Genomic DNA, 25,198 nt, shown 5'->3' on the forward strand with positions numbered 1-25,198 from the left:
TTAATATGTTAATTTATAAATACTTCATCGGTAAACACCCAGGCCGGTTTACCCTTGGCCGGGTGCCAGGCGGGCATGCTTTTAAGGGAAGTCGCCAAGAGTTTAATGCAGGATATTGGCTGTGCAGATTTTAACTTACATTCCAGATTGATGGTTGCAGGTGTGTCTTTTTTTCGCGGTAGCGCGGTTTTAATTGTGCCAATCAATTTTAAGTGCTGCTGATCCGGGCCGCCCCATACTTCTACCAAGGCCGGCAAGAAAATATGTGCATCAGTTTTGCGCATTGTGTTTAAGCCGAGACTGTGTATAGTTACGGGGGTACGAAACCACATGAGCATCCCCAGATCGTGCTGTGAGGCAAGCCATTTGTTGTTTCCATTATCCTCGCCCCCCATTTCCTTGTCCATGATGGTTTTAGGCCCATCGGCTTTGTACCTGTCGTCCGGCCTTTTAATAAAGGCTACGCTATCGGGCGTATAAGTGCATTTGTATACTTTAAACTCAACAGTATCACTGCCAATCCAGCCAGGTTTAAAAGCCCTTGCCCGTATCTCTGTGCTTTGGGTAAAATTAACTCCCGGTTTGTATAACGTTGCGTGAGTACTATCCGGCACACTGCCGTCTGTAGTGTAGCGGATATCAACGCCTTTCACGGGGTTGGCAAGTTGCAGTTGGTATTGCTGTTTAAATACCAAGGCTGTGTTTTTTAACTGCGGACTGGTTAGTTTTATCGCTTTACCATCATCTTTAAAACCGGTTAAAAATTTAAGGTTTTTGTTGGTTTTTTGAAGTGGTTCAAGATCGGCTGTTTTTAATCCCGTATCCCATACAACCAGCTCGGTAAGGCTTGTTATTGCCGTTAACTGTTTTACATCGGCAGGGTTTAATTTCACACCCGCCAGCGAGAGGCTTTTAAGATATTTCAATCCGGCGAGTTCTTTTAAACCTTTACCCGTAACATCGCTAAAATTAAGGTTGAGCCTACGGAGATTCTCAAATTTCGCAATGGTTTTAAGGTCGGCATCTTTTACCGGAATTTTGTTAAGATCAAGCGAAACTACCTGTTTTTTGATGGAACTTAGCTCTTCAAGTACTTTAACATTATATGTGCTTTTATTGTAGATGTTAACCGCCAGCGCAGGCGATTCATTCGCCAAAGAGTAAACTACCCGGTAATTATTATTCAATTTTTTAACGTCCTGATCATCAGCGGCCGAAAAATTATAGGTTTCCTCCACACTTTCGGAAGGTGCTAATAAAGTTGCCGCCAATACTCTTAATGAATCAGCAGCAGGTAAATCAATAACTTTTTTATGGAAGTTGGTGTTGTTTTTTACCCACAAATAAAGCAGCATTTTTTCATCATCCGTAAGCTGAGGTTTACCTGTTGGGGGCATGTGTTTTTTGGCTGTTTCCGGAAGATGTATCCGCTGCAGCAGCAGGCTCATTGCCGGATCGCCCGCTTTAAAGAGCTTACCGGTTTTCCCACCCTTTAATATCGCTGCTGAATCAGTAAGCATCAGTCCTCCTTTCATCTTATCGGCATTATGGCAGCTTTGGCATTTCACCTCAAAAATGGGTTTAATTATATCTGCATAAATCAATGCCTGGTTAATTGGCACAGCCTTTTTGCTTTTATCCATCACCGGTTCCAAAACAAAATCTTCGCCATGGGTAAGGTTACCACCCAGGTGCCCGGTTACAATTAAACAAAACACGGTGATAATAGCCCCTGCTTTGGCAAGGTTAGCAGTATATTTTGATGTATTGCGAATAAGGTAAACGCCATGGCCCATAAAGGCCACGGTTACCCCAAACCATTTGTGCCATTGCAAAGTGCCTCCTTCGTAACCCGGCTCTCTTGACAGGAACAAACCCATAATTACTGTAATTGAAGAAAGCAGGGCACCTAATACCAGCAGATAGTTGGTGAAATTCTGATACAGCCTTTCGTTAATAAACTCGGGGCGGAAGCGGAAAAATTCCATGACCATGGCAAGCATTAGTATTACAATAGGGAAGTGGAGGATAAGTGGATGCATGCGGCCAACAGGCTGTACCCATTGCGGAACAACGAGCCGGTCGCCGGCTAACAGTAATACCACAATAAAAATGTTTAATGTAAATAGCGCCCCTTCTGCTATACTTTTATGACTGCTTTTCATATCTTATGCGCCGATGGAGAGTGGGTTGCGAATGTTTTCTTTCATTCTTTGAGGATGAATACCTTGATTTTAATGAATAGTGGTTTTTAGTTAGGCGAGGGAAACGGACTCAGGCTATTATCCCATTTATCACATTGCCGGCCACATCGGTTAGCCTGTAACGCCTGCCCTGGCTTTTAAAGGTGAGCTTTTTATGGTCAATACCTAATTGATTAAGGATTGTAGCATGAAAATCATGCACATGCACCGGGTCTTTAACAATATTGTAACCAAACTCGTCCGATTCGCCGTAAACTAAACCGGGTTTGATACCGCCGCCGGCCATCCAAACGCTAAAGCAACGCGGGTGGTGGTCGCGTCCGTAATTGGCCGCCTCCAATTTACCCTGGCTGTAATTGGTACGGCCAAACTCGCCGCCCCATATTACCAGTGTTTCGTCAAGCAAACCGCGTTGTTTCAGGTCGGTTACCAATGCTGCCGAAGCCTGGTCTACATCTTTAGCCTGGCCGGCCATTTCACGGGGCAGATTGGTATGCTGATCCCAACCCTGATGATAAAGTTGCACAAAACGCACCCCATTCTCTGACAGTTTACGCGCCAGCAAGCAGTTGGCTGCGTAGGTGCCGGGAACTAAGCATTCGGGCCCGTACATTTTAACTATATCGTCAGACTCACGCGATACATCCATCAGCTCTGGCACGGCCGTTTGCATGCGATAGGCCATTTCGTATTGCTGAACCTTGGTATTGATCTCGGGATCCCCAAATTCTTTGTAATTGATGTCGTTGAGTTCGGCCAGTTTATCAAGCATTTTGCGACGCTCGTGCCGGTCGAGGCCTTCAGGGTCGTTCAGGTAAAGAATAGGGTCTTCACCGCTGCTGAATTGTACCCCCTGGTGTATGGAATCAAGGAAACCATTGCTCCATAGTTTGCTATAAACACCTTGCCCGTTGCCTTTACCTTTTGATAACAATACCGTAAATGCTGGCAGGTTTTTATTTTCGCTGCCCAGGCCATAGCTCACCCACGAACCCATACTGGGCCGGTTACCCTGCTGTGCACCAGTTTGAAAAAAAGTAAGTGCCGGATCATGGTTAATGGCATCGGTATTCATTGAGCGGATGATGCAGATGTCATCGGCAATTTTAGCAATGTGCGGGAACAGGTCGCTTACCCAGGCGCGCGACTCTCCATATTGTTTAAAATCATAAAACGAACCTACCAGCGGAAAGGACGCCTGCTTGGCGGTCATCCCTGTAAGGATCTGGTTACCGCGAACGGATGGTGGTAATTCCTGTCCCATCATTTCGCGCAGTTTCGGTTTATAGTCAAATGATTCCAGCTGTGATGGCGCCCCATCCTGAAACAGGTAGATCACCCGTTTGGCCTTAGGCGCAAAATTGGGAATGCCCGGAATAAAATCAGCCTCAGCCTCTTCTCCTTTACCACTAAACAGGTCGGGAATAAGCAGCGAACCCAGCGCCACACTCCCAATGCCCAAACTTAATCGCGACAGGAACCTGCGCCTGTTGATGTTGAGCCTGTTTTCTAAAAAATCCTTTTCCATATCAGGTTTTTGTTATCGCTTCTTCCAAATTATACATAGCGTCTACTACTTTCATCATAGCCGCCAGCCTTACTTTATCCAGGTTTGCCGGTACCGGGTACTCGCCGACCGTCAGCAATTTTGCGGCATCGATTTTTTTCATACTCTTCAACTCGTCCTGGTAATAGGCCGTAAGTATAGCCAGTTCTTTCTCCTGCGGATGACGGCACATTATCAGGCGAAAGGCCTTCACTATTTTATCTTTAGGTTGACTACTTTCCTGTAGAAGTTTGGCCGCCAATACGCGGGCAGATTCCAGCACGGTGGGGTCGTTAAGCATCACCAAGGCTTGCAATGGTGTGTTGGTGCGCAAGCGTTTTACCTCGCACTGATCACGGTTACTGGCGTCAAAAATTCCTAATGATGCGGGCGGCACGGTACGTTTAATGAGTGTATACATACCTCTGCGATATAGGTTTGGCCCATGTACTTGTTTATAGCTGGCCAGTTGTCCGCGGCCTGATGTCGCATTCTCCCACAGACCAGGAGGCTGGTAGGGATTCACGCTTGGCCCGCCGATGTTACGGTTAAGCAACCCACTGCTGGCCAGTACCAAATCACGAACAAATTCGGCCGGTAACCGGCCTCTCGGGCCGCGGGCCAATAAAGTGTTATCGGGGTCGTTTTTTAATTTCTCGGGTGTTGCCACTGCCGACTGCCGGTATGTAGCCGACATTACTATCCGCTTTACCAGCCGCTTAATATTCCAGCCATGATCACGAAAATCAACAGACAGCCAGTCCAACAATTCGGGGTGAGAGGGGAGATCGCCCTGCATGCCAAAATCGCCCGAACTTTTGACAATGCCTTTGCCAAAAAACTCCTGCCATACCTGGTTTACAAATACCCTTGCAGCAAGCGGATTCTTTTTATTGAAAAGCCATTCCGCGAGCCCCAATCGGTTTTTAGGGTAATCAGATGTAAAAGGGAGTATGGATGCCGGCGTGCCGGGTTGTACCTCAACACCATGAGCATCGTAATTGCCGCGTTTGAGGATATAGGTTGGGCGCATTTTGGTACTGTCGGTCATGATAGATACGATAAGTTTATCGGTGTCCTGCTTGTTTATAAACGTTAGTATCTTTTTAACATCGTCATTGCTGATCTGCATCAAGGGTTTTTTGGCATAGGTTTCGGGGCCGCCAACTACAGATTCAATTCCTACTTCTTTCACGCTATTAAAAAAGGCAAACACCTCATAATATTCTTTTTGTGAGAAAGGGTCGTATTTATGATCGTGACAATGTGCACATTCAAGGGTAACTCCCAGCATGGCCTTGCCAAAGGTGTTGGTGCGGTCGGTTACATAACTCACGCGGTATTCTTCGTCAATAACGCCGCCTTCTTCGGTTATTTTGTGATTGCGGTTAAAACCGGTTGCCAGTAGTTGTTCTTTGGTGGCGTTGGGTATCTGGTCGCCGGCTAATTGCCAAGTAATAAATTTATCGTATGGCAGGTTCTCATTAAATGCATGGATCACCCAGTCGCGCCAGGGCCACTGGCTGCGGTAATTATCATCCTGATACCCATGCGAATCGGCATAACGGGCAACATCCAGCCAATGCAGGGTCATTTTTTCGCCGTATTGGGGGCTTGCCATCAACTGGTCTACAATTTTTTCATAAGCATTTGGACTTTTATCTGCTAAAAAACCGTCCATCATTTGCAGACTGGGCGGTAGCCCGGTTAAATCAAGCGCTACCCGTTTCAGGAGGCGTTCTTTATCGGCTTCGGGGTTGGGTTCGATATCGTTTTGCTCCAGTTTTTGCAGTACAAAATTGTCTATCTGGTTTTTGGGCCATGCGGTATTTTTTACCTGTGGAATGGAATAGGATTTTGGAGGAACAAAGGCCCAGTGCTTTTCATACTTGGCACCTTGTTTAATCCATTTTTCGATAAGGGAAACCTCGTAGGGGTTTAACTTTTTAAGATTTGACGACGCGGGTGGCATTTGCTCAGCCGTGTCTTTTGTAGATACGCGGCGGAAAACCTCTGATTGTAATGGATTGCCTGGCACCAGGGCATGAGCAGACGGGTTATCCTTTAATGCCTTAAAAGCACTGTCAGGAAGATCGAGGCGCAAGCCGGCTTCGCGATGAGTAGCATCCGGACCATGACATTTAAAACATTTATCAGAAAGGATAGGACGTATATTGAAATTATAACTTACCGTCTCCGGCATTTGCTCCGCATTATCCGAACCCGAACGACAAGCATTCACCGAATACAAAACAAAAAGCGCCACTATCAGCCACAAATAGTAATACTTCCCAGACATTAATTTAAAATTGGTTTAACAAGTTATTGATAAATTATAACATCATCAAACTAATGACCCGGTTTTTTTAAAAAGAGGCGTAACGTAAACCAAGAAATTTATGTTGAATTACACGATTGTGGGTTATAGTGAGCGCTTTAAAATATTCATACTTCAATGATTGAATTACCTGTTTTTTTAATCCTTATCAGTTTTAACTTCTTTAAAAAAAGCGGCTCTTGTAGGGCTTGGCAAAGGTGAGTTTTCTCCCTTTACACCTTTCCAGATAATTTCATTAAGTACCTGATCCGGAATAACGTCCTCCTTTGAAAAATCAAGCTTATTTGACAGGGCGCTAAACCTGTTTTTTACGGTATTCTTTTCATTCAAATCTATTTGAGCTGGCTTTACTTCAAAGCCCTGCATGTTTACTTTATTATCAAAAGAACGCCACATTGGTGTAGCGGCTGCATCAAACTGTGTTAATGGCGGCATGCCCAAGATCAATTCAATAGTACGCAGCATTGATGAAGTTGAGTACATGGTATGATCAACGTAATTTCGTTTTACAAAACCTCCTGCAACAAACGCTGTGGTACGGTGTGCATCAACATGGTCGGGACCGTTTTGCGCATCATCTTCTACAATAAAAACCGCGCTTTCTGCCCAGATTGGGCTTTTACTTAAATAATTTACAAACATGCCAACGGCAAGATCGTTATCTGCAACATGGGCAAAGGGAGTGGGCCTGCCGGTAGCGATACCCTCGGTATGATTATTACCTATCCTGATTGTATTTAAATGCGGTAAAGCATGCACGGTAAGTAACGAGTCAAATTCTCTTTTCCAAAGATTGATCCGGGTTGTGTCCCTCACATGAAAATCAAAGCTGGGGTAATAGGTGCAAAAATGGTTTTTTAACACAGGTATATTGGCTTTGGCATGATCGGCAAATTCGCCATAAGTTCTGTAGCTGACCCCGTATTTGCTTGCCTGATCCCATATAAAACCATCTTTATTGTTGGCTGTTTCATTGTATCCGGATGAAAGTTCACCGCCGCCTCTTCTCCCATAGGAGGTGGGCCAGTTCTTTTCAAGAAAATCAGTAGCGTAAGCGCCCATGCTCCAGTTATGCCCGTCTGAACTAACTTCTCCATCTACATAAAAATTATCGAGCGTAACAAATTCTTTGGCTATGGCATGTTGATTGGGTGTTACTTTTTCGCCAAACAAAACCAGGCTTGTATCACCGTTGGCTCCCTTAATATCACCAAGTACCTGATCGTACGTGCGGTTTTCTTTAATGATATAGAAAACATATTTAATGGGGGATGGGGCACCTACCTTGTGGGGTATAGGGTTTCCGGTTTCTCCTGATGTCAGTAATTCTTTTGTTTTGCTGTAAGGTGTATTATGATACACTGCTTGCGAATAAGTTGCCAGTAATTTGGCCGAAGGGATATCAATAATACTTAAGCTGCCTTTAAATAAACTGGCAATGTATTGAACAGGTGTTTTACTTTCTATCCCCTGATGTAAAACAACACTTTGTTTTTTGCTAATTGGGTTTGGGCCTTGTGGGTTTGCCATTGAAGAAAGTCCTTTGCCGTTGGATACATAGATCTTTTTCCCGATAACCCGTACACAGGTAGGGTACCAGCCTGTTGGGATAAAGCCCTTTGATTTGCTAAATCCTGGTTTACTGACATCAAATACGGCTAAGCAATTATTATCGGCATTAGCAATATATAATGTTTTTTCATCGGCAGATAAAGCCAGGCCATTGGTAGTAGAACCGCTAAGCGTGCTGGAATATAATGCCGCGTTTAGTGTTTCCAGCACTTTTCTTTTCTGAACATCAATTACAGAAACGGTATTGTCATTGGCATTAGCAACAAAAAGATAGCGCCCGTTTTTTGACAGGCAAATCTCATTGGGGTTATCGCCAACATTTACACTATCCGTGAATTTTTCTTTATCGGTATCATATATCATTATTTTATCACCACCCCACACGCTTACATAAAGTTCATTCTTATTAGGTGAAAGTAGGCAGGTGTAAGCTTCGGTACCCAGGGGGAGTTTTTGTTTTATGTTTTTGGTTTTAAGGTCAATAACATACAGTGCGTTATCCATTTTAGTTACCACATACAGCAACTGTTTGGCGTCATCAATCGTGATGCCTGCGGGTGAAATTTTGTTGGGCCATGGTTCCCCTAACTTAATGGTATCCGTGGTAATCAGCTTGTCGTTTTGTACGGCATACTTTAATATCCAGTTATCATTTCCGCCCGAGGCATAAAGATATTTTTCATCGGCGCTGAACACTATACCGCCCCATGATTTTGGAATTTCCACTTCGTCGGCCTGTTTGCCTGAATTTACGTTGATTAGCTGGATGGTTTGCTTGCTTTGGCCATTATTGGTTACCGCTATATATTTTTTTGATTTGCTCACCGCCATGTTCAATGGTAAATCGCCTAAAGGTAGATGTTGTCCTATAGCGGTTATGCCCCAGCCATTAGGCAGGGATATGCGGCTATGCTCTATATCTGCAAGATTTTGAGCCCCCGCTTTTAAAGATATGAGCGCTATTATCCAAACTAAAGTTATGTTTTTCATATACTGTAATTAATTGCAACCAATATGTAATAAACAACAATACCAGATTTGCGATCTGGTATTGTTGTTTATTAATTTACCTGGATTACCATCCGGGGTTTTGTTTAAGGTTTGGGTTTAAAATAATTTCATTTGGCGCTATCGGATTCAGATAATCTCTATCCGGATACGATTTAGGAATATTGCTCAGCCAAATCAGGTTACCTTTAGTGCCCTGGGAAAGTTTGGAGGTGTTGTTATCCAATAAAAAGTAAACTACACCCGCAATTTTTGTTGCCGGAATTTTGTCTACAAATGCAACATCAGGTTTTCCGTCATCATTTAAATCCAACGGTGTGTCTTTTGCAGGCACATAAAGGCCATCATATGGTCTTTCCAGCAATTTTCCGGCCTTCCAGCGTTTCAAATCATCATAACGAAACCCTTCCACGGCAAGCTCAATTCCTCTTTCCCTTCTGATCTCCATTAATGCAGGGTTTGACACGTCAGGGAAAAAAGTGGTTTGCATATAGGGATCTACAGTTGTTGGCATAGCTGCATTGGTAATACCGGCTCTGGTGCGTAACGCAGCAACGGTAATACTCCAATCGCCTGCGGTAAAGGTGCCTAACTCAGCTTTCGCCTCCGCATAATTGAGCAATACCTCGGCATACCTGATAATGGGGATAGAGTTATAATTTTCTGTACGGGTATCATAATACTTATCATCAAGCGAAAACTTCAATATGTGATAGCCTGAATAAGTTACGTTAAAATCGGGGGGAGCTAACGAACCATCGCTTCTGGCATATTTTCCCGCCCTGATGGTTTGCTGTAAACGCAGATCCCTGTTTTTAGTTTCATCCTTAAACTGCAGGGTATCATAACCAGGTATGCTGGTAAATGGAGTACCATCTATATTGAGGTATGTGTTGACAAAGCTTTTTGATAATCCCAGTCTTGCGCCCAGTGTTGCGCTATCAAACCAGTAAGTTGCGTTATGCCATCTTTTTAAAGCATTGTTATAAACCGCAGCCAATATAACCTCGCTTGTTTGTGGGTTTTCACTGATAAATACCGAACGATAATCCTTTTCAGGCGCACCGGTAGTTTGCAACTTATATTGTCCACTGGTTATTAGCTGATTAGCAGCATCTTGGCTATTTTGCAGCCAGGTGTTTGCTGTAGATGACAAACCGGTTTCTGTATGGTATTTGCGATAAGTACCCTCAAATAAACAGATCCTTGATTTTAATGCCAGGGCAACCCATTTTGTAATTTGTGTGCTTGAATTATCTTTCGCGTTGGTAATGTAATTACATGCGTAATTAATATCGGCCAAAACAGAATCCATTACCATAGCACGCGGATCGCGAGGTTTGTAAAGACCGGGGTCATCAACAGCCAGCGTGTGGTTGTACCATGGCACATCGCCATATTGCTTAACTAAATTGAAGTAAAAATAAGCCCTGAAAAACTTGGCTACACCTGCATAATTATTACGGGCGGCTTGTGATATGGCAGGGTTATTATAATGTTCCAAAAAGTAATTGATATTGCGCAAATTGGTAAAGTTCCATACTCCTGCATCCTGAGGGCTTAGCTTTCCGGATATTAAGGTTGGCACAATATTAGGTACTGTTATATCAGTCATTACATCGGCTTCGTATATACCGGGGCCATCAGGTAGCATCGCTACGGAAAAGGAATTGGTATATAGCTGCAGGTTACTTTCGTTTGAAAAGGCCTGTTCTACGGTAAGTTTATCTAATGGCTTAACGTCCAGGTATTTTTTACATGAACCAAAAGCTAACAGGCTTAACAGTAGTAAAATTATATTTTTTATTTTCATCAGCTTATTATTTTTCATCACATTAATAATATTATAAAGCAACCTGAACTCCTAAAGTGTAGGTCTTTTGCATCGGATACGAAAATCCATCACCCTGTGTCGCGTTTATTTCCGGATCAGATCCTTCTATTACCTCCGGATCGAAATCTTTGGTGTACTTAAATATTGGTGAGTAAGTCCATAAATTTTGGCCTGTAAAATAGATCCTTACAGATGTGAAATTGAGTTTTTTGAGCAAATTGGCCGGTAAATTATAGCCAATTGTTAACGTTTTTAAACGGATATAGCTGGCGTCCTGCAGATACCTTGTTTGAGGTACTGCAAGTTCACGTGTGCCTGATAACGCGGTGTAACCTCTGTAACGGGGGAAGTAAGCATCCTGACTTGGGTTTTCTTCGGTCCAGTGGTTAAGTGTTCCTGCCGGCACAAAGCTATAAGGGCGATTGTATTGCCCCCAAAAGTTAGCAGCTTCCGGCGATGGGTACCAATCTCTTTGTCCAAGTCCCTGGAAGAAAAACTCAAGCGAAAAATTATTCCACCCAACATTTCCGGTAATGCCGTATGGGTAACGCGGGGCTGAGTTACCAATAACACTCTGATCTCCGGGATCGTTCAGCGTATTTTTTCCGTTATTTACTTTTCCATCACCATTAATATCCCTGAATTTTAAATCTCCGGGCAGTAGTTTATTATTGTTTGATACCACAAAATAGCTCTGGTCAGCATGTGATTGTATATCTTGTGTTGAAGTAAAGAATCCATCAGTTTGATAACCCCATATATCACCAAGGCGTTCACCCACATAATACGTATTATTAGTATACGGTGCCGGTAATATATTGTTAGGGTTATAAAACTTGGTAATATGTGCAACGTTATCGGCCAGTGTAAGGCGTAAGCTATAAGTAATGGGCTTACGTGTATCTATTTTATCTCTCCAGGTTACAGAAACCTCCCAGCCTTTGGTACTCAAATCGGCAAAGTTACCTTTAGGTACAGCTGTCCCAAATACTGCGGGCAGCGGCTGTCCTACAGTTATCATATTTGTGGTTTTACGCTGATAAATATCTACACTGGTACTAAGCCGGCCGTTGAGCATGTCAACATCCGTTCCAACATTCGCGGTAGTTACTTTTTCCCAGGTTAATCCATTAGGAAGCACCCGGGGCTGCGATATGTAATTCAGGTATGCGCCGTTTGCTATATAAGATGACGTGCCTGGGCCCAACGTAGCCAAAAAGGTATATGGCGCAATATTGCCATTACCCAAAGAACCATATGAACCTCGTAATTTCCAGTTGGTTAACCATGATTTAGTTCCTTCCATAAATTTTTCTTCAGATATATTCCAACCGGCAGATGCAGATGGAAAGAAGCCAAAAGCCTGTTCCTGCGGGAATTTGGATGAGTCGTCATACCGGCCATCGAGCTCAAACAGGTATTTGTTTTTATAAGCATAATTTGCCCGGTAAAATATACCCGCGGTTGACCATTCGCTGCCCCCACCCAATAATCTGTAATTTAAACCGGTTGCCAGGTTAAAATCAGACAAGTCATCGACCAGCAAACCATCTCTTTGTTCAAAATTGCCTTTTGTAAGACTATGCTCTATATTACCGCCCACCAGGATCTGAACATTATGATTGCCCATGGTTTGCGAATATTGCCCGTAAAGGTTCGCATTATAATATCTGGTAGATACTACGCTATTTGACAAATAATTAAGCCCTGAAGTAATTAATTGGCCTGGTTTTGAACTATACGGAACCGGGAAAAATTTACGTGTATCTGTTGTATCCGTACGCAGGTAAGAGAAATCGCCATTAATGGTTAGCTTGCTTTTTTCTTTCCTTATTGGGCTGGCAGTAAACCCTATGGTGCTTTTATTAAAGTTTTGAACCAGTGTGGAGTTACTTTTACCATAATAAAAGTCGCCCACGGTTTGGGCGGCCGTATAAGTAAGTGTACCATCAGGGTTTAACAACGGAGCTAATGGAAAAGCCGATACGGCCATTAATCTCCATACCGCATTAACCCCGCCTACAGAAGTTAAAGGATATTTATAATTAAAAGTAGCATACTCTGAGTTACCATTTACAGTTAACCAGTCATTTACCTTTACGCTACCTTTAAACCGGAGGTTATAGCTACGGTATTTATCGGTATTGTACCTGAATATACCATCCTGATCATAAAACCTGCCCGATACTGAAAATTTAACCTTATCACTTCCTCCAGATACACTTAAAGAGTGCTCCATGGTAGCATTGTTATCTTTATATAATTCCTTAAACCAGTCGGTATTAGCAAAATACTGGTAATTGCCGGTCAGCGGGTCAACAGAAACCTGCGGAAGCCCGGGATTAGCATCATGTCTTTTTAATGAATCAAGGTATGATAAAGAGAAAGCCGGCTGTGAATTGATTACAGTTGGGTGAGATAAGTAATCATACCATGCGTTAAAGGCTTCGTCAAAATTCTGGGCCCATTGATAACCATTACTTAGCAGATCGGGTTTTATTGTTTGTTTGTTAATAGAGTAATTGCCGCTGTAAGTAATTTGAACTTTACCTACTTTAGGGGTTTTAGTAGTGATAAGCACTACACCATATGCCGCTCTGGAACCATAAATAGCTGCTGAAGAAGCATCTTTTAGTACTGATACACTTTCTATATCATTGGGATTTACGGTATTTGGATCGCCTGGTACACCATCAATCAATATAAGCGCACTTCCTCCTGACCCGATAGAGGTTGTTCCGCGTATATTATAAGTAGCACTCCGGGTAGGCTTACCGTCGGTCATTTTGATGTTCAAATTCGGGATAACGCCTTCAAGTCCTCTGGTTACATTTGGTACCGGGCGATCATCAAAGTATTCACTCCCGACCTGGTCAACCGCACCTGTTAAGTTCGCTTTTTTCTGAGTACCATAGCCAACAACAACAACCTCATTAAGGCCACTATTGGTTGGTTTCATTGAAACGTTCATAGTTGCTTCCTGTCCACCTTTTAGCTGCACAGTTTGTTCAATCGGTGCATAACCAATAAAACGAAAAACCAGTACTGCGTTATCAGGCGCATTGATACCATACTTTCCATTATTATCTGTTGACGTAGAGTTTCTGGCACCTTTTTCGGTTACAGATACACCCGGAAGGGGTTGGCCCGTTTCATCAATTACCTGCCCGGTTACCCTGCCCGCCGGAGCAATTTTCTGTACTAAAAAAAAACTGCCGGGCTCGGTCCGTCTTACCTTCAGGAAAATGTTCCGGTCATTCACCTGGCTAATTTCTCCCTTATAACCTTTAAGCAGCTTTTTAAGCACAACAAGAACGGGCTCATTCACCGCGTTAATGTTCACTTTTTGATTGGCATCTATGTCATTAGCATTATACCCCAGTGAAAAGGTTGTTTTTTGTTCAATGGTGTTAAATGCCACCTTTAAAGAAATATTATGGGCACTTAAGCTTATTCTGGTATCATTCATGGTTTGGCCTTTTATGGTACCGGCCATACACATGGTTTGAAATAACAGGATGATAGCAAGTTGGATACGCATAAACTTAAAAAGGGAATTAATGGTATATGGTATAGCTATATTTTTGTAAATATTTATTCGCATTTTTGTTAATGTTTAATGATTCCGTAATCGTTGAATTCCTGCGGCTGCTACAGCGGCAGGTTATAGTACAGGGAATGTTGACGCATTTCCTGTACTTTTTTAATCGTTTTTCTTATCTACATATATTTATTGCTTTAAACATGTTGTTGGTGTTGAATTTATTTGCAATGCTGAACATTTATAATTAGTTGCTCCATTTTAAACTCATAGGTAATTCCAGTCAAGTTGGCCAGCAAAGGCAGCAACTTATCAAGTGGATAATTATCAAATGTTACGGTATAAAGACCTTGCTTATAAGGCTTGCCCGTAAGTACAACAGGTATGTTGTAACTCCTTTCCAGAGTACGGGCTATCTTAGCCATAGATGCATTGTTGAATACGAGCTTGTTTGTTCTCCAGGCGCTCAGCAAGTCGGCATCAGTGAGCATTTGCCGGTAGGTATCTTTTTTAATATCATATACCAGCATATGATTATGAGTAAGATCGCGGCCAATTAAGGTTTTCCCTTTTACATCTTCTTTTTCAACCTGAACTTTTCCTGTAGACACTGCTACACTAACAGACTTTTCATCGGCATAGGCATTAATGTTAAAGGAGGTTCCTACAACCCTGGTCTGTATCTTTCCGGTTTTAATGATAAATGGCCGGGTTTTATCTTTACTTACCTCAAAAAAAGCTTCGCCCTGCAATAATACATTACGCTTCTCTATACCAAAATCTGAGGCAATTTGAATAGTTGAAGCCGCATTAAGCACAATTATAGAACCATCAGAAAGGCGAATTTCCCTGCGTTCGCCTTTGCGGGTGCTGTATTTGCTATAAGTAATTTCGCTGGGCTGCGTTTTTTTGAACTTACCTGCCATGAAATAAAGCGTGCAACCAACTATTAAACATGCCGCTATGCGTAACAAAGTATAAACGATTCCCCCTTTTTTATCGCGGGTTTGCTCTTCTTTGTTTTCTCCAAAAAGTTTAATCAAGGTTTTGTGAGCGGCTTCATCTGCTGCCATACGTGCATCTGCAATATTTTGACCGGATGACAAATCATCAAAAGAATCATACCACTGCCTGATGCGAGCTATTTCCTCAGGTGTACATAACCCTGCCTTATATTTTTGAAGAAGCGCTATGGCTTTTTCCCTTTCCGATGATGTGTCCATTCATCAGTATAGTCTGAAAAGGAAATACCTGGTACCGTTAATAAATTACTATGTTTATATTAAGCCTTTGTGAACGGATTGGCTGCGGTGAGCATCGGTATGATTAGAAGGAGACTTTTAATAAGGATATAATAAAACAGCAGCGAGAGTTTGTCGCTTACCATTCGTCGCCTGAGTTGTTTAAGCGCTACAGAGATATTGTTTTTTACTGTCTGTTCTGATAAATGAAGCACGGTAGCTATTTCTTTAACCGATTTTTGATCAATCCGGCTCATGCGAAAAACGGCCTTTGTTGTATCAGGCATTTTTTCTACCTCTTCCAGTAATTCCTGTCTGAGCTCATCAGCAATTACCTGATTTTCTATTGAAAACACCGCCGGTTCTTCGTTTTCAAGCAATAAATGATGACGGGATAAATTCTTTTTATGAAGCAATTGCCAGTCAATAACAGCATAAAATGCTGATCTTGATAAATATGGGTATAAAGCAGTGGTTTGAATATTGTGACGGTTATTCCAAAGAGAAATAAATATTTCCTGGATAATATCCTTTGCGTCGTCTTCCATCCGCACCCTATTTTGCACTATCCTGTAAAGCTTTAAATTATACCGGTAAACAATAACAGAAAAAGCTTGCTGGTCATCCAGTTGAATTCTCTTCAGTAATTCCTCGTCCGGCAAGCTTTTAATCATAGCATTGCAAAGATAAGAGCTCAATGTAAAACGGATGTTAAATCGTTTTAATGGGTAATCAAATGCAACTTTGTATTTTTCAATGCGTTTTCATCAGTTTACTAACTATATTTCCTCAAGCATAACTATCAATCCGTTCAAGCAAATGCTCAATATTAAAAGGTTTACTAATGAAATCGGCCTTGCATCCAAAATCCTCTATCTCCCGCCTGGTTTTATTGGCAGACATCATTAAAACGGGTATCCCGGAGGTTGTGATATTGCTGCTTAGCTGTTTGCAAACATCCAGCCCATTTCCATCCGGTAAAATAATATCAAGTATAAAAATATCCGGCAACTTATGGGAGATTATTTCGTTAAAGCTATCCACAGTTCCGCATTCTACCGGCTCGTAACCCGCTTCTGAAAGAATATATACGATCAATTCGCTGATGTCCGGGTCATCTTCAAGAATATATACCAATTTCCTGCTCATAGTTACGCTATGGGTTAATCACTACAACTTTAAGACTTAGGATTGCTGCCGGCAAGGAACCGCAAAGATAAAGGATGCACCTTTGCTAAGTTCACTATCTACCCATATGCGGCCACTATGGCGCTCAATAATTTCTTTCGTGATATACAGGCCGAGCCCCAGTCCGGATATATGTTTATCCCTGTCCCTGATCCTGTAAAACTGAGTAAATATCTGAGATTGATTCTCTTTGCTGATTCCTGCACCATAGTCTATTACTGAAACAACGATTTCGTTTCCTTTGTTTGCTGCCTGTATATCTATTTTTGGCGACTGAGGAGCATACTTGACCGCATTGCCAATGAGGTTGGTGATCACCTGTTCCATTCTTATCTTATCGCCGTTCATGAGCAAGTCACCCTGAAGGTCGTATACAAATGTATGGTCGGGTACTGATTGCTCAAAGGTTTCACAAATTTCCTGGATCAGCAAGCCAAGGTCAAAATCCTCAAAATAGAACTGTAGTTTTCCGGCCTGTACTTTAGAGATATCAAAAAGATCGTTAACAAGGGTGTTGAGCTTCTCTAATTGACGAACGGCCTTATCTAAAAACTTACTGTTCAGGCCTTCAGGTGTTGTCTTTTGCATGAGCTGTAAAAAACCGCTCATAGAGGTTAGCGGGGTTTTGAGTTCATGTGAGGCCAGGGCTATAAACTCATCTTTCTTTTGGCTGAGGGCTGTAACTTCTTCAAAAAGCTTGCTGTTATCTAAGGCAATGGCGGCCTGCGAGGCTACATTGGCCACCAGATCTTCATGCTCTTGCTTAAATACACCAGAAGAGGGGTGGCCGAAGAAAAGTCCTCCTATCACTTCTCCGGATAAAGAAACCACCGGGACCGCCAAATAGCTTACAACCGGCAGGTGGCCTTTGGGCATACCGTAATGCGGGGCCATTTTACCATAACGGGGGTCTTTGGTAATATCATCAACCCGCACAATGCCCTTGCCACTAAAGGTGGTATGGAATACAGCTGTATTACGCGGCATGCCGAACTTCTCAAAGGCTTCCCGCGGAGCACCCGAAAGTGTATAGAGCATATAAGCCTCACCCTGTTCATCTACTTTATTATAAAAAAAAGCGCCGAATGCCGCGCCGGTAAGCTGTGTTGTTGTATCTGTTACTTTTTGGAGGATAACTTCTACATCTAATTGTTCGCTGATACTTTTGCCTATAGAGTTTAGCATAAGTAATTGACGGGTATTATGCTGAAGTGCCTGCTCTGCCTGTCGTTGAGCGGTAATATCGCGGGCCACTTTTGAAGCGCCGATGATGATTCCGTCGCCGTTCAGGATCGGCGATACGGTCAGGGATATCTGTAATTCAGTGCCGTCCTTTCGCATCCGGATTGTTTGAAAGTGATCTATTTTCTGCCCGTTTTTGATGCTGTTAATAATGCGGTCTTCCTCCTGAAGCCGGTTTTTGGGTATCAATAGTGAGATGTGCTGACCCAACGCTTCCGCCTCAGTATATCCAAATATGTTTTCTGCACCTTTGTTCCAGGTGGTAATAATGCCTTCGAGCGTTTTACTGATAATGGCATCATCTGAGCTTTCAACTATGGCAGCGAGAGTGGCTTGTTTAATGTCGGCCTGTTTTAGGGCGGTGATATTGCGCGCTATCTTGCTTACGCCGATAATATTACCCGCTTTGTCAAGCACAGGAGATACCGTTAGTGATATCGGAATCCTAGTGCCATCTTTAGCCATGCGGATCGTTTGAAAATGTTCAATTTTATTGCCTTGCCTAACGTTGTTTATAATATAATCTTCTTCATGGAGTTTGTCAGGAGGCATCAGCGTTGTAATGTGTTTGCCTACAATTTCGCTTGCTGTATATCCAAAGATAGTTTCGGCACCTTTGTTCCAACTGGTAATCATGCCTTCGAGCGTTTTACTGATGATTGCATCTACCGAACCTTCAACAATAGCCGCCAGTATAGCTTTCTGTTCCTGAGCAATTATATCTTCTGAAATGTCACGTAGGATCTGCGAAGCGCCGATAATAATTCCTGCTTCATCACTGATAGGAGAAAGCGTGATAGAAACCGGTATGGAATGACCATCTTTGGTAATCCTTTTTGTAAAGAAATGATTAATTGTTGCCCGTTGAAGCAAATTATTCATCATCTCTTTCTGTTCCGGATAATAGCTTTCTGTCATTAAAGAGAATAGCGTCTTTCCGATCATGTCCTCTTTGGTATAACCAAAAAAGCGCCCGGCGGCAGGGTTCCAGTTGGTTATTGTAAAATCGAGGTCATGACAGATAACAGCGTCTTCAAGTCCTTCAAAGATAGACTTGAATGTAAATAGCTGTCGCAAAGAATTTAAATCCATAAAGTAGGTTAATCATCTCTGTGTAAGTGATCATTGTTGGCTACCTCAGAGAAATGCAACCTACAGGTAAGGTAAACAGGATTCTCTCCTAATAGTTTTAAGTGTTAGGTGGTTTAAAAATCCTCTAAATAAGCTCGGTATAAAATGAAGTGACAAACAGGTAAGTAACCCAATGCAGTATTTTGCTGAATTGGTTATTAACCTCAAACAGCTGTAATCTGTCCGTGATGAAGTTTAACTTTACGGCTTTCTAATCGACCAATTTCCAGTCTGGCCTTTCAAAATGGCAGGTATATCCGTATGGATTTTTTTGCAAATAGTCCTGGTGTTCGGCCTCCGCATCCCAAAAATCGGTTGCTGGTACTACTTCAGTAACGATCTTGCCCGGCCATATACCAGAGGCTTCCATTTCGGCAATCAGATCATTCGCGATATCCCGCTGATTTTCATTTAAATAAAAGATAGCAGAGCGGTAAGAAGCTCCGATGTCGTTTCCCTGCCTGTTACGGGTGGTTGGATCATGTATCTGGAAGAAATATTCCAGCAGTGTACGATAAGATAACTGTTCCGGATTAAATACCACTGCTATGGCTTCTGCATGTGTACCATGATTACGGTATGTAGCATTAGGAACATCGCCGCCAGCGTACCCCACCACGGTTGAAACAACACCCGGATAATGTCTGATTAATTCTTCTACACCCCAAAAACAACCGCCGGCCAGGATAGCTTTCTCTGTATTCATATACTTTATTTTGCACTATAAAGTTAATATACAAATGGACAAATGTCAAGCATAAAACCGCATTGCACTAACAAATAATTAAGGCCGCTTGCGTTAACAGGCCGGACTCATGCCAGCTTTTCTAAACTCTCCGTTGCTGGGCTGAGTTTTTTTAACGGACTGGTTAAAAATCTACTAAATATCAGCGCAATAATCACTGCTAAAACACCTTGGGCCAGCACGGTTGCCGGTGCGCCTATGTGCTCTGACACTGCGCCGGTCAGTACACTACCAAGCGGCATCATGCCGAAAATGGCCATGAGCAGGATACCCATAGTTCGCCCACGCATTTGAGGTGCAGCATCCGATTGTACAACGATATTACTGATAGTAAATTGCGCTACCGACCCGTAACCGGCTATAGCGGCAAAAAGCATGGCAGCAGGAAAGTTCCTGATTTGTGAAAAACAGATCAATCCAATGCCCATCAGTAGGGTGCTGATGAACAATATCTGTTTTAAATGTGCGCCGGGCTTGCGCGAGGCCAGAAAAATAGTACCGGTTACCGCGCCAATGCCTACAAAGCTGTTGATATAACCAAAGGTTGAGGCATCGCCCTTGAACACTACTTTGGCAAATACCGGCAATACCGTATTATAAGGCAGCACCAGTAAACTAATTGCAGCAAGCATAACTATAATGGTGCTGATACCCGGTGTGTTTTTAATGTAAGTGAAACCCTCGGCAAAATCTGCTATGACCTTTTTATTCGTCTTTTTAAACTGATAAGCGGGTAATTTCATGAGCAGCAATGAAATGATAACAGCCCCAAAACTTGCCGCGTTCAACAGAAAACATACGCCAGCCCCAAATGCACTTAAGATTATGCCCGATAATGCCGGCCCCAACAATTGCGCAAGGCTGGCCGTTGCTGTTGAAAGTGATAACGCATTTGGCAAATCGGTCGGACTGGCAACAACATCATTGATTAAAGCCTGTCGTGCGGGAACATCAAATGCGTTAATAATGCCCAGGATCATGCTAAGCAAGAGTACTGCCCACACCATGATATGGCCCGACATAACCAGCACAGCCAACAATATTGCCTGAATCATCGAGGTGATTTGGGTAACTTTAATTACTGTATAACGATTATAGCGGTCGGCTGCTACGCCACCTGGTACAGAGAATACAAATGATGGAAATTGTTCCGCAAAAATGGTAAGGCCGAGCAGGAATGCGGAGTGTGTCATCGAATAAACCACCCATACTACAGCTGTACGCTGCATCCAGGTACCAAATTGTGATACGGCCCTGCCAATAAAGTAAAGCGTATAGTTGCGGCTGGCCAATGCTCTGAATAAATTAAGCTGACTTATTTTCTTCATTTAAAAACTGACAAAATTATATTTAATGTCGAAATATGATAAGGAATTAAGGCTGTAACCACTTGGTAACCATATCGCTTAACAAAGTTGCTGCTGCTTTTGCATCGTGCGGATCGTTATGGTCATAAATCTCACGCCTTACACCACGTATCCCGGTTGTGATAATAAAAGCGAGCATATCCAGTTCTGCATTGTTCAGGATGCGGGCAGGAGGAAGGCCTTCCGATATTGCTTCTAACAAAATGCCCCTTTCCATATAAATGAGCTTTTTGTGCAGCGCATCCATTGCTTTAGCATGCCTTGACTTTTCATCGGCATTCATTAACTGGTCTATCGCACTGAATACGCGTTTCCATTCTTCAGATGTTTTGATTTTTATTGAACAAAAGGCATATATTTTTTCATTCAGGCTTGGCGCTGTGACTACCGCAATGCGAATTTTACCGGCAACGTCTTCGGCAATGCGGTTAAGTACTGCCTGGAAAATATCGTCCCGGTTTTTGAAATAATAATAAAGTGAGCTCCTGCTGCGTCCGGTAGCCCTTGCTACATTATCCATCGTAACCTTTGACGGGCCGGCTTTGCGGTACAGCCGCAAGGCAGCCTGCAGAATTTCTTGATGGATGATATCGTCCTGGTTGCTCATCGTTTTACCTTAAGACAAAGGTAACGATTGTTTTGACAAAATATTTTTTTTTGTCAAATTGAGATTCGGGAAAGACTACCCCGATGCTGTTTAAAAAGAGTTTCAGTATTGAAAATAATGTTGATTTTCGTCAACCATTTTGATCAACAGTTGTTAATCATTCCATACCTGAATAAACAAACAGTTTCGTTATTTTTATATCACAGCACAAGTAACCGGTGCGGGTCAGTATTCAATTTGTAAACTTATCAGTATTAAATATGGAAAGAGAATCAAATGACATCAGTAAATGCCCTTTTCACAATGGTAGCATGAAAAATAATGTTGGTGGCGGCGGTACCCGGAACCACAATTGGTGGCCCAAACAATTAAAGTTAAATATCCTCCGTCAGCACTCTTCTTTATCAAACCCTATGGGTCAAGATTTTAATTATGCCGAAGCTTTCAAAAGTCTCGATCTCGGAGCTGTAAAAAATGATCTCCATGTACTTATGACTGACTCACAGGATTGGTGGCCGGCAGATTTTGGGCATTACGGTGGCTTGTTTATACGCATGGCATGGCATAGCGCCGGAACCTATCGTGTGGGCGATGGGCGTGGAGGTGCAGGTGCAGGTCTGCAACGTTTTGCGCCGCTTAACAGCTGGCCCGATAATGTAAGCCTTGATAAGGCACGCAGGTTGCTTTGGCCTATAAAACAAAAATACGGTCGCAAAATTTCATGGGCCGATCTGATGATCCTTGCCGGTAACGTAGCGCTGGAATCAATGGGATTTAAAACTTTTGGCTTTGCTGGCGGACGTGAAGACGCCTGGGAGGCGGATGAATCTGTATATTGGGGTGCTGAAACCACGTGGTTAGGTGGCGACCTGCGTTATGCGCATGGTTCTCCCGGCGTCGTAGAGGGACATGGCGTACTGGTATCAGATGACGATGCCGACGGTGATATTCACTCCCGCAACCTGGAAAAACCGCTTGCTGCTGTACAAATGGGATTGATCTATGTAAATCCTGAAGGCCCTGACGGCAATCCTGACCCTGTTGCTGCTGCCAAAGATATACGCGATACATTTGGCCGGATGGCTATGAATGATGAGGAAACAGTTGCTTTAATAGCCGGGGGGCACAGCTTTGGAAAAACTCACGGCGCAGCATCTGCCGATAATGTAGACAAAGAGCCCGAAGCTTCCGGTATAGAAATGCAGGGTTTCGGTTGGAGAAACAATTATGGTTCTGGCAAGGGCGCCGACACCATTACCAGTGGGTTGGAAGTAATATGGACCAAAACACCTACCCAATGGAGCAATAACTTTTTTGAAAACCTGTTTGGCTTTGAATGGCAGCTGACCAAAAGTCCGGCCGGTGCCCATCAATGGGTAGCTAAAGATGCAGAAGCTATTATTCCGGATGCTTATGATAGCTCAAAAAAGCATTTACCTACCATGCTTACCACCGACCTTGCTTTAAGATTTGATCCGGCTTATGAAAAAATATCGAGGCGCTTTTTGGAAAATCCAGACCATTTTGCTGATGCTTTTGCGCGTGCATGGTTTAAATTAACGCATCGCGATATGGGCCCCCGTGAACGTTATCTGGGTGCAGAGGTACCACAGGAAGAGCTGCTCTGGCAGGATCCAATTCCTGCGCTTGATCACGCACTGATAGCCGAAAATGATATTGCAGCCTTGAAAGCAAAAATACTGGAATCGGGTTTGAGTACAGATGAATTGGTTCTCACCGCATGGGCTTCGGCCTCCACCTTCCGCGGTTCTGATAAGCGTGGTGGGGCCAATGGCGCCCGCATCCGCCTTGCTCCACAAAAGGACTGGCAGGTTAACAATCCGGCGCAATTACAAAAGGTGCTTAACGTACTTGATGGCATTCAAAAGGAATTTAATACAGCACGGGCCGGTAGCACAAAAGTTTCGCTGGCAGATCTGATTGTGTTGGGCGGCTGCGCGGCGGTTGAAAAAGCGGCTAAAGATGCAGGTCATACCGTTACAGTTCCTTTTACCCCTGGTCGTATGGATGCATCGCAGGAACGAACCGATGTAGAATCTTTTGGCTACCTGGAGCCCCTTGCCGATGGATTTCGTAATTACCGGAAATCAACAATCCCGGTTTCAACAGAGGAATTACTGGTAGATAAAGCACATTTGCTCACACTAACGGCACCAGAATTAACCGTATTATTAGGCGGCATGCGTGTATTGAATGCTAATTTTGATAACTCCAGACATGGCGTTTTTACCTCACGCCCGGGTGTGCTTACCAATGATTTCTTTATTAATCTGCTCGATATGGGCACCGCCTGGAAAGCGGTATCTGAAGATAAGGAACTTTATGAAGGCAGTGACCGCGCCACCGGCGAAATAAAATGGACAGGCACCCGTGCCGACCTCTTATTAGGATCTAACGCAGAATTGAGAGCTGTTGCCGAAGTGTATGGAAGCGCCGATGGGCAGGACAAGTTTGTAAAGGATTTTATAAAAGCCTGGGACAAAGTGATGAATCTGGACCGTTTTGAATAGTCTGATCTTAAATCATGAAGATGATGTGGATTTTAAAAAAGGCACCTGTTCATGGTGCCTTTTTTAATTGACCTGAATATGGGATAAAGGAGATAACAGCTTTTCCTGAAATCTCTCAAAAAACTCCATCTTTGTTCCTGAAAAATACATTAATTCATGCAAAAATAATCGGGATTACCCGGGCATAAACAACATTGATTTGATATGATGAGGCAAACTATATTGGCAAGCATTGGCTGGCTTGGTGTGATTTTATGCACAGTAGGCTATTTGTTGTTGAGTATGAAAGCGATAAAAGCCGAATCGCGCAGCTTTCAGCTATTGAATATTTTAGGCGGATTGTGTTTGGTGGCTACTGCTGTTGATAGTAGTGATATGCCCAATGCTGTAGCTAACCTGCTATGGATGTTTATTGGGGTTTACGCTTTCGGTCGTCAGTTACGAACTCAAAATGCTGCCAGAACCAATTAAGGGTTCATTTCTAAAATCTGGTAGGCTTTATTTTTATAATACTCAAGTCTTTCTGCATAGGCCTTCTTATCGTTTTCCAGTGATAGATAAAAATAGGCGCCATCTACCAGCACAAAAATTAAATCAGCTGCCGCTTTCGGAGCCTGCACATTTGTGAACTGCCTTTCATTGCACTGCTCTATCATTGATGCAAGGGCAAGGCGAAGGGAATCCAGTATGGTTTTATATTTTGCTTTAATTTTTTTTTCTCTGAAAGCCAAAGCGTAAAAGGTATAAAACAGCCCATCATCAAATAGTAAATTCCATTTTTTTGAAAAAAGCATTTCGATGGTTTTTTCTAAATCTGCAAGTGTAACCCCTTCCTTGTTTTTGATAGTGTAGATCAACAGATATCTTTCAAGTATATAATCAATCAATGCGTAGGTAAGGTCTTCTTTTGTTTCAAAATAATGACTCACAAGGCTCGGATTGATATCCATCACTTTTGCAATTTTGGCAATAGATGTGTTCTCATAACCCTCCTTTTTAGCAACCTTGTAAAAAGTCTTTATAATTTCTAATTGTCTTTCCTCTTTAAGGCTTTTTCTACCCATGTTAATAATATCTGAAACAGCCAAGCTAATCAAAAGTAA

General features: G+C 42.8%; 16 protein-coding genes. 2 read left to right on the forward strand and 14 right to left on the reverse strand.

Annotation, left to right across the window (positions count from 1 at the left end):
* Positions 1–8: 8 nt before the first annotated feature.
* From SNE25_RS16290 to SNE25_RS16350, 13 genes are all read right to left on the reverse strand, one after another.
* Positions 9–2,165, reverse strand: coding sequence for a DUF2231 domain-containing protein (locus SNE25_RS16290; protein ID WP_321566169.1), 2,157 nt, complete (start codon positions 2,163–2,165; stop codon positions 9–11).
* Between the two features lie 109 nt (positions 2,166–2,274).
* Positions 2,275–3,732, reverse strand: a complete 1,458-nt coding sequence (locus tag SNE25_RS16295; RefSeq protein ID WP_321566170.1) for a DUF1501 domain-containing protein — start codon at positions 3,730–3,732, stop codon at positions 2,275–2,277.
* Between the two features lies 1 nt (position 3,733).
* Positions 3,734–6,049, reverse strand: coding sequence for a PSD1 and planctomycete cytochrome C domain-containing protein (locus tag SNE25_RS16300; protein WP_321566171.1), 2,316 nt, complete (start codon positions 6,047–6,049; stop codon positions 3,734–3,736).
* A 177-nt stretch (positions 6,050–6,226) separates the two neighbouring features.
* The gene (locus tag SNE25_RS16305; protein ID WP_321566172.1) at positions 6,227–8,650 is read right to left on the reverse strand and encodes a bifunctional YncE family protein/alkaline phosphatase family protein; all 2,424 of its coding nucleotides are present in this window, start codon (positions 8,648–8,650) and stop codon (positions 6,227–6,229) included.
* 85 nt (positions 8,651–8,735) lie between these two features.
* Entirely contained in the window at positions 8,736–10,499 is a 1,764-nt protein-coding gene (locus tag SNE25_RS16310) for a RagB/SusD family nutrient uptake outer membrane protein (RefSeq protein ID WP_321566173.1), read from the reverse strand.
* A gap of 13 nt (positions 10,500–10,512) precedes the next feature.
* Complete coding sequence (locus SNE25_RS16315) at positions 10,513–14,106, reverse strand: SusC/RagA family TonB-linked outer membrane protein (RefSeq protein WP_321566174.1); 3,594 nt, start codon at positions 14,104–14,106, stop codon at positions 10,513–10,515.
* 158 nt (positions 14,107–14,264) lie between these two features.
* Positions 14,265–15,266: a FecR family protein gene (locus tag SNE25_RS16320; protein ID WP_321566175.1), complete on the reverse strand. Its 1,002-nt coding sequence runs from the start codon at positions 15,264–15,266 to the stop codon at positions 14,265–14,267.
* 59 nt (positions 15,267–15,325) lie between these two features.
* Positions 15,326–15,958, reverse strand: coding sequence for an RNA polymerase sigma factor (locus SNE25_RS16325; RefSeq protein ID WP_321566176.1), 633 nt, complete (start codon positions 15,956–15,958; stop codon positions 15,326–15,328).
* A gap of 115 nt (positions 15,959–16,073) precedes the next feature.
* Positions 16,074–16,433, reverse strand: a complete 360-nt coding sequence (locus SNE25_RS16330; RefSeq protein WP_321566177.1) for a response regulator transcription factor — start codon at positions 16,431–16,433, stop codon at positions 16,074–16,076.
* A 36-nt stretch (positions 16,434–16,469) separates the two neighbouring features.
* The gene (locus SNE25_RS16335) at positions 16,470–18,806 is read right to left on the reverse strand and encodes a PAS domain S-box protein (RefSeq protein WP_321566178.1); all 2,337 of its coding nucleotides are present in this window, start codon (positions 18,804–18,806) and stop codon (positions 16,470–16,472) included.
* 250 nt (positions 18,807–19,056) lie between these two features.
* Entirely contained in the window at positions 19,057–19,551 is a 495-nt protein-coding gene (msrA, locus tag SNE25_RS16340) for a peptide-methionine (S)-S-oxide reductase MsrA (RefSeq protein WP_321566179.1), read from the reverse strand.
* A 107-nt stretch (positions 19,552–19,658) separates the two neighbouring features.
* Positions 19,659–20,918: an MFS transporter gene (locus SNE25_RS16345; protein WP_321566180.1), complete on the reverse strand. Its 1,260-nt coding sequence runs from the start codon at positions 20,916–20,918 to the stop codon at positions 19,659–19,661.
* Positions 20,919–20,964: 46 nt separating this feature from the next.
* On the reverse strand, positions 20,965–21,564 hold the full coding sequence (locus tag SNE25_RS16350) for a TetR/AcrR family transcriptional regulator (RefSeq protein ID WP_321566181.1): 600 nt from the start codon (positions 21,562–21,564) through the stop codon (positions 20,965–20,967).
* Positions 21,565–21,824: 260 nt separating this feature from the next.
* On the opposite strand from SNE25_RS16350, the gene katG reads away from it, so the two are divergent.
* Both katG and SNE25_RS16360 read left to right on the forward strand, forming a co-directional pair.
* Positions 21,825–24,095: a catalase/peroxidase HPI gene (katG, locus tag SNE25_RS16355; protein ID WP_321566182.1), complete on the forward strand. Its 2,271-nt coding sequence runs from the start codon at positions 21,825–21,827 to the stop codon at positions 24,093–24,095.
* Between the two features lie 204 nt (positions 24,096–24,299).
* Positions 24,300–24,566 carry a CBU_0592 family membrane protein gene (locus SNE25_RS16360; RefSeq protein WP_321566183.1) on the forward strand — a complete coding sequence of 89 codons (267 nt, stop codon included), beginning with the start codon at positions 24,300–24,302 and terminating at the stop codon, positions 24,564–24,566.
* On the opposite strand, the gene SNE25_RS16365 is transcribed toward SNE25_RS16360, so the two are convergent.
* A complete protein-coding gene (locus tag SNE25_RS16365; RefSeq protein WP_321566184.1) occupies positions 24,563–25,183 on the reverse strand; it encodes a TetR family transcriptional regulator in 621 nt (206 codons plus the stop codon). The two genes, SNE25_RS16360 and SNE25_RS16365, sit on opposite strands and share 4 nt — an antisense overlap.
* Positions 25,184–25,198 lie beyond the last annotated feature (15 nt).

This window comes from Mucilaginibacter sabulilitoris (assembly GCF_034262375.1).
In the GTDB taxonomy this organism is placed as follows: Bacteria; Bacteroidota; Bacteroidia; order Sphingobacteriales; family Sphingobacteriaceae; genus Mucilaginibacter; species Mucilaginibacter sabulilitoris.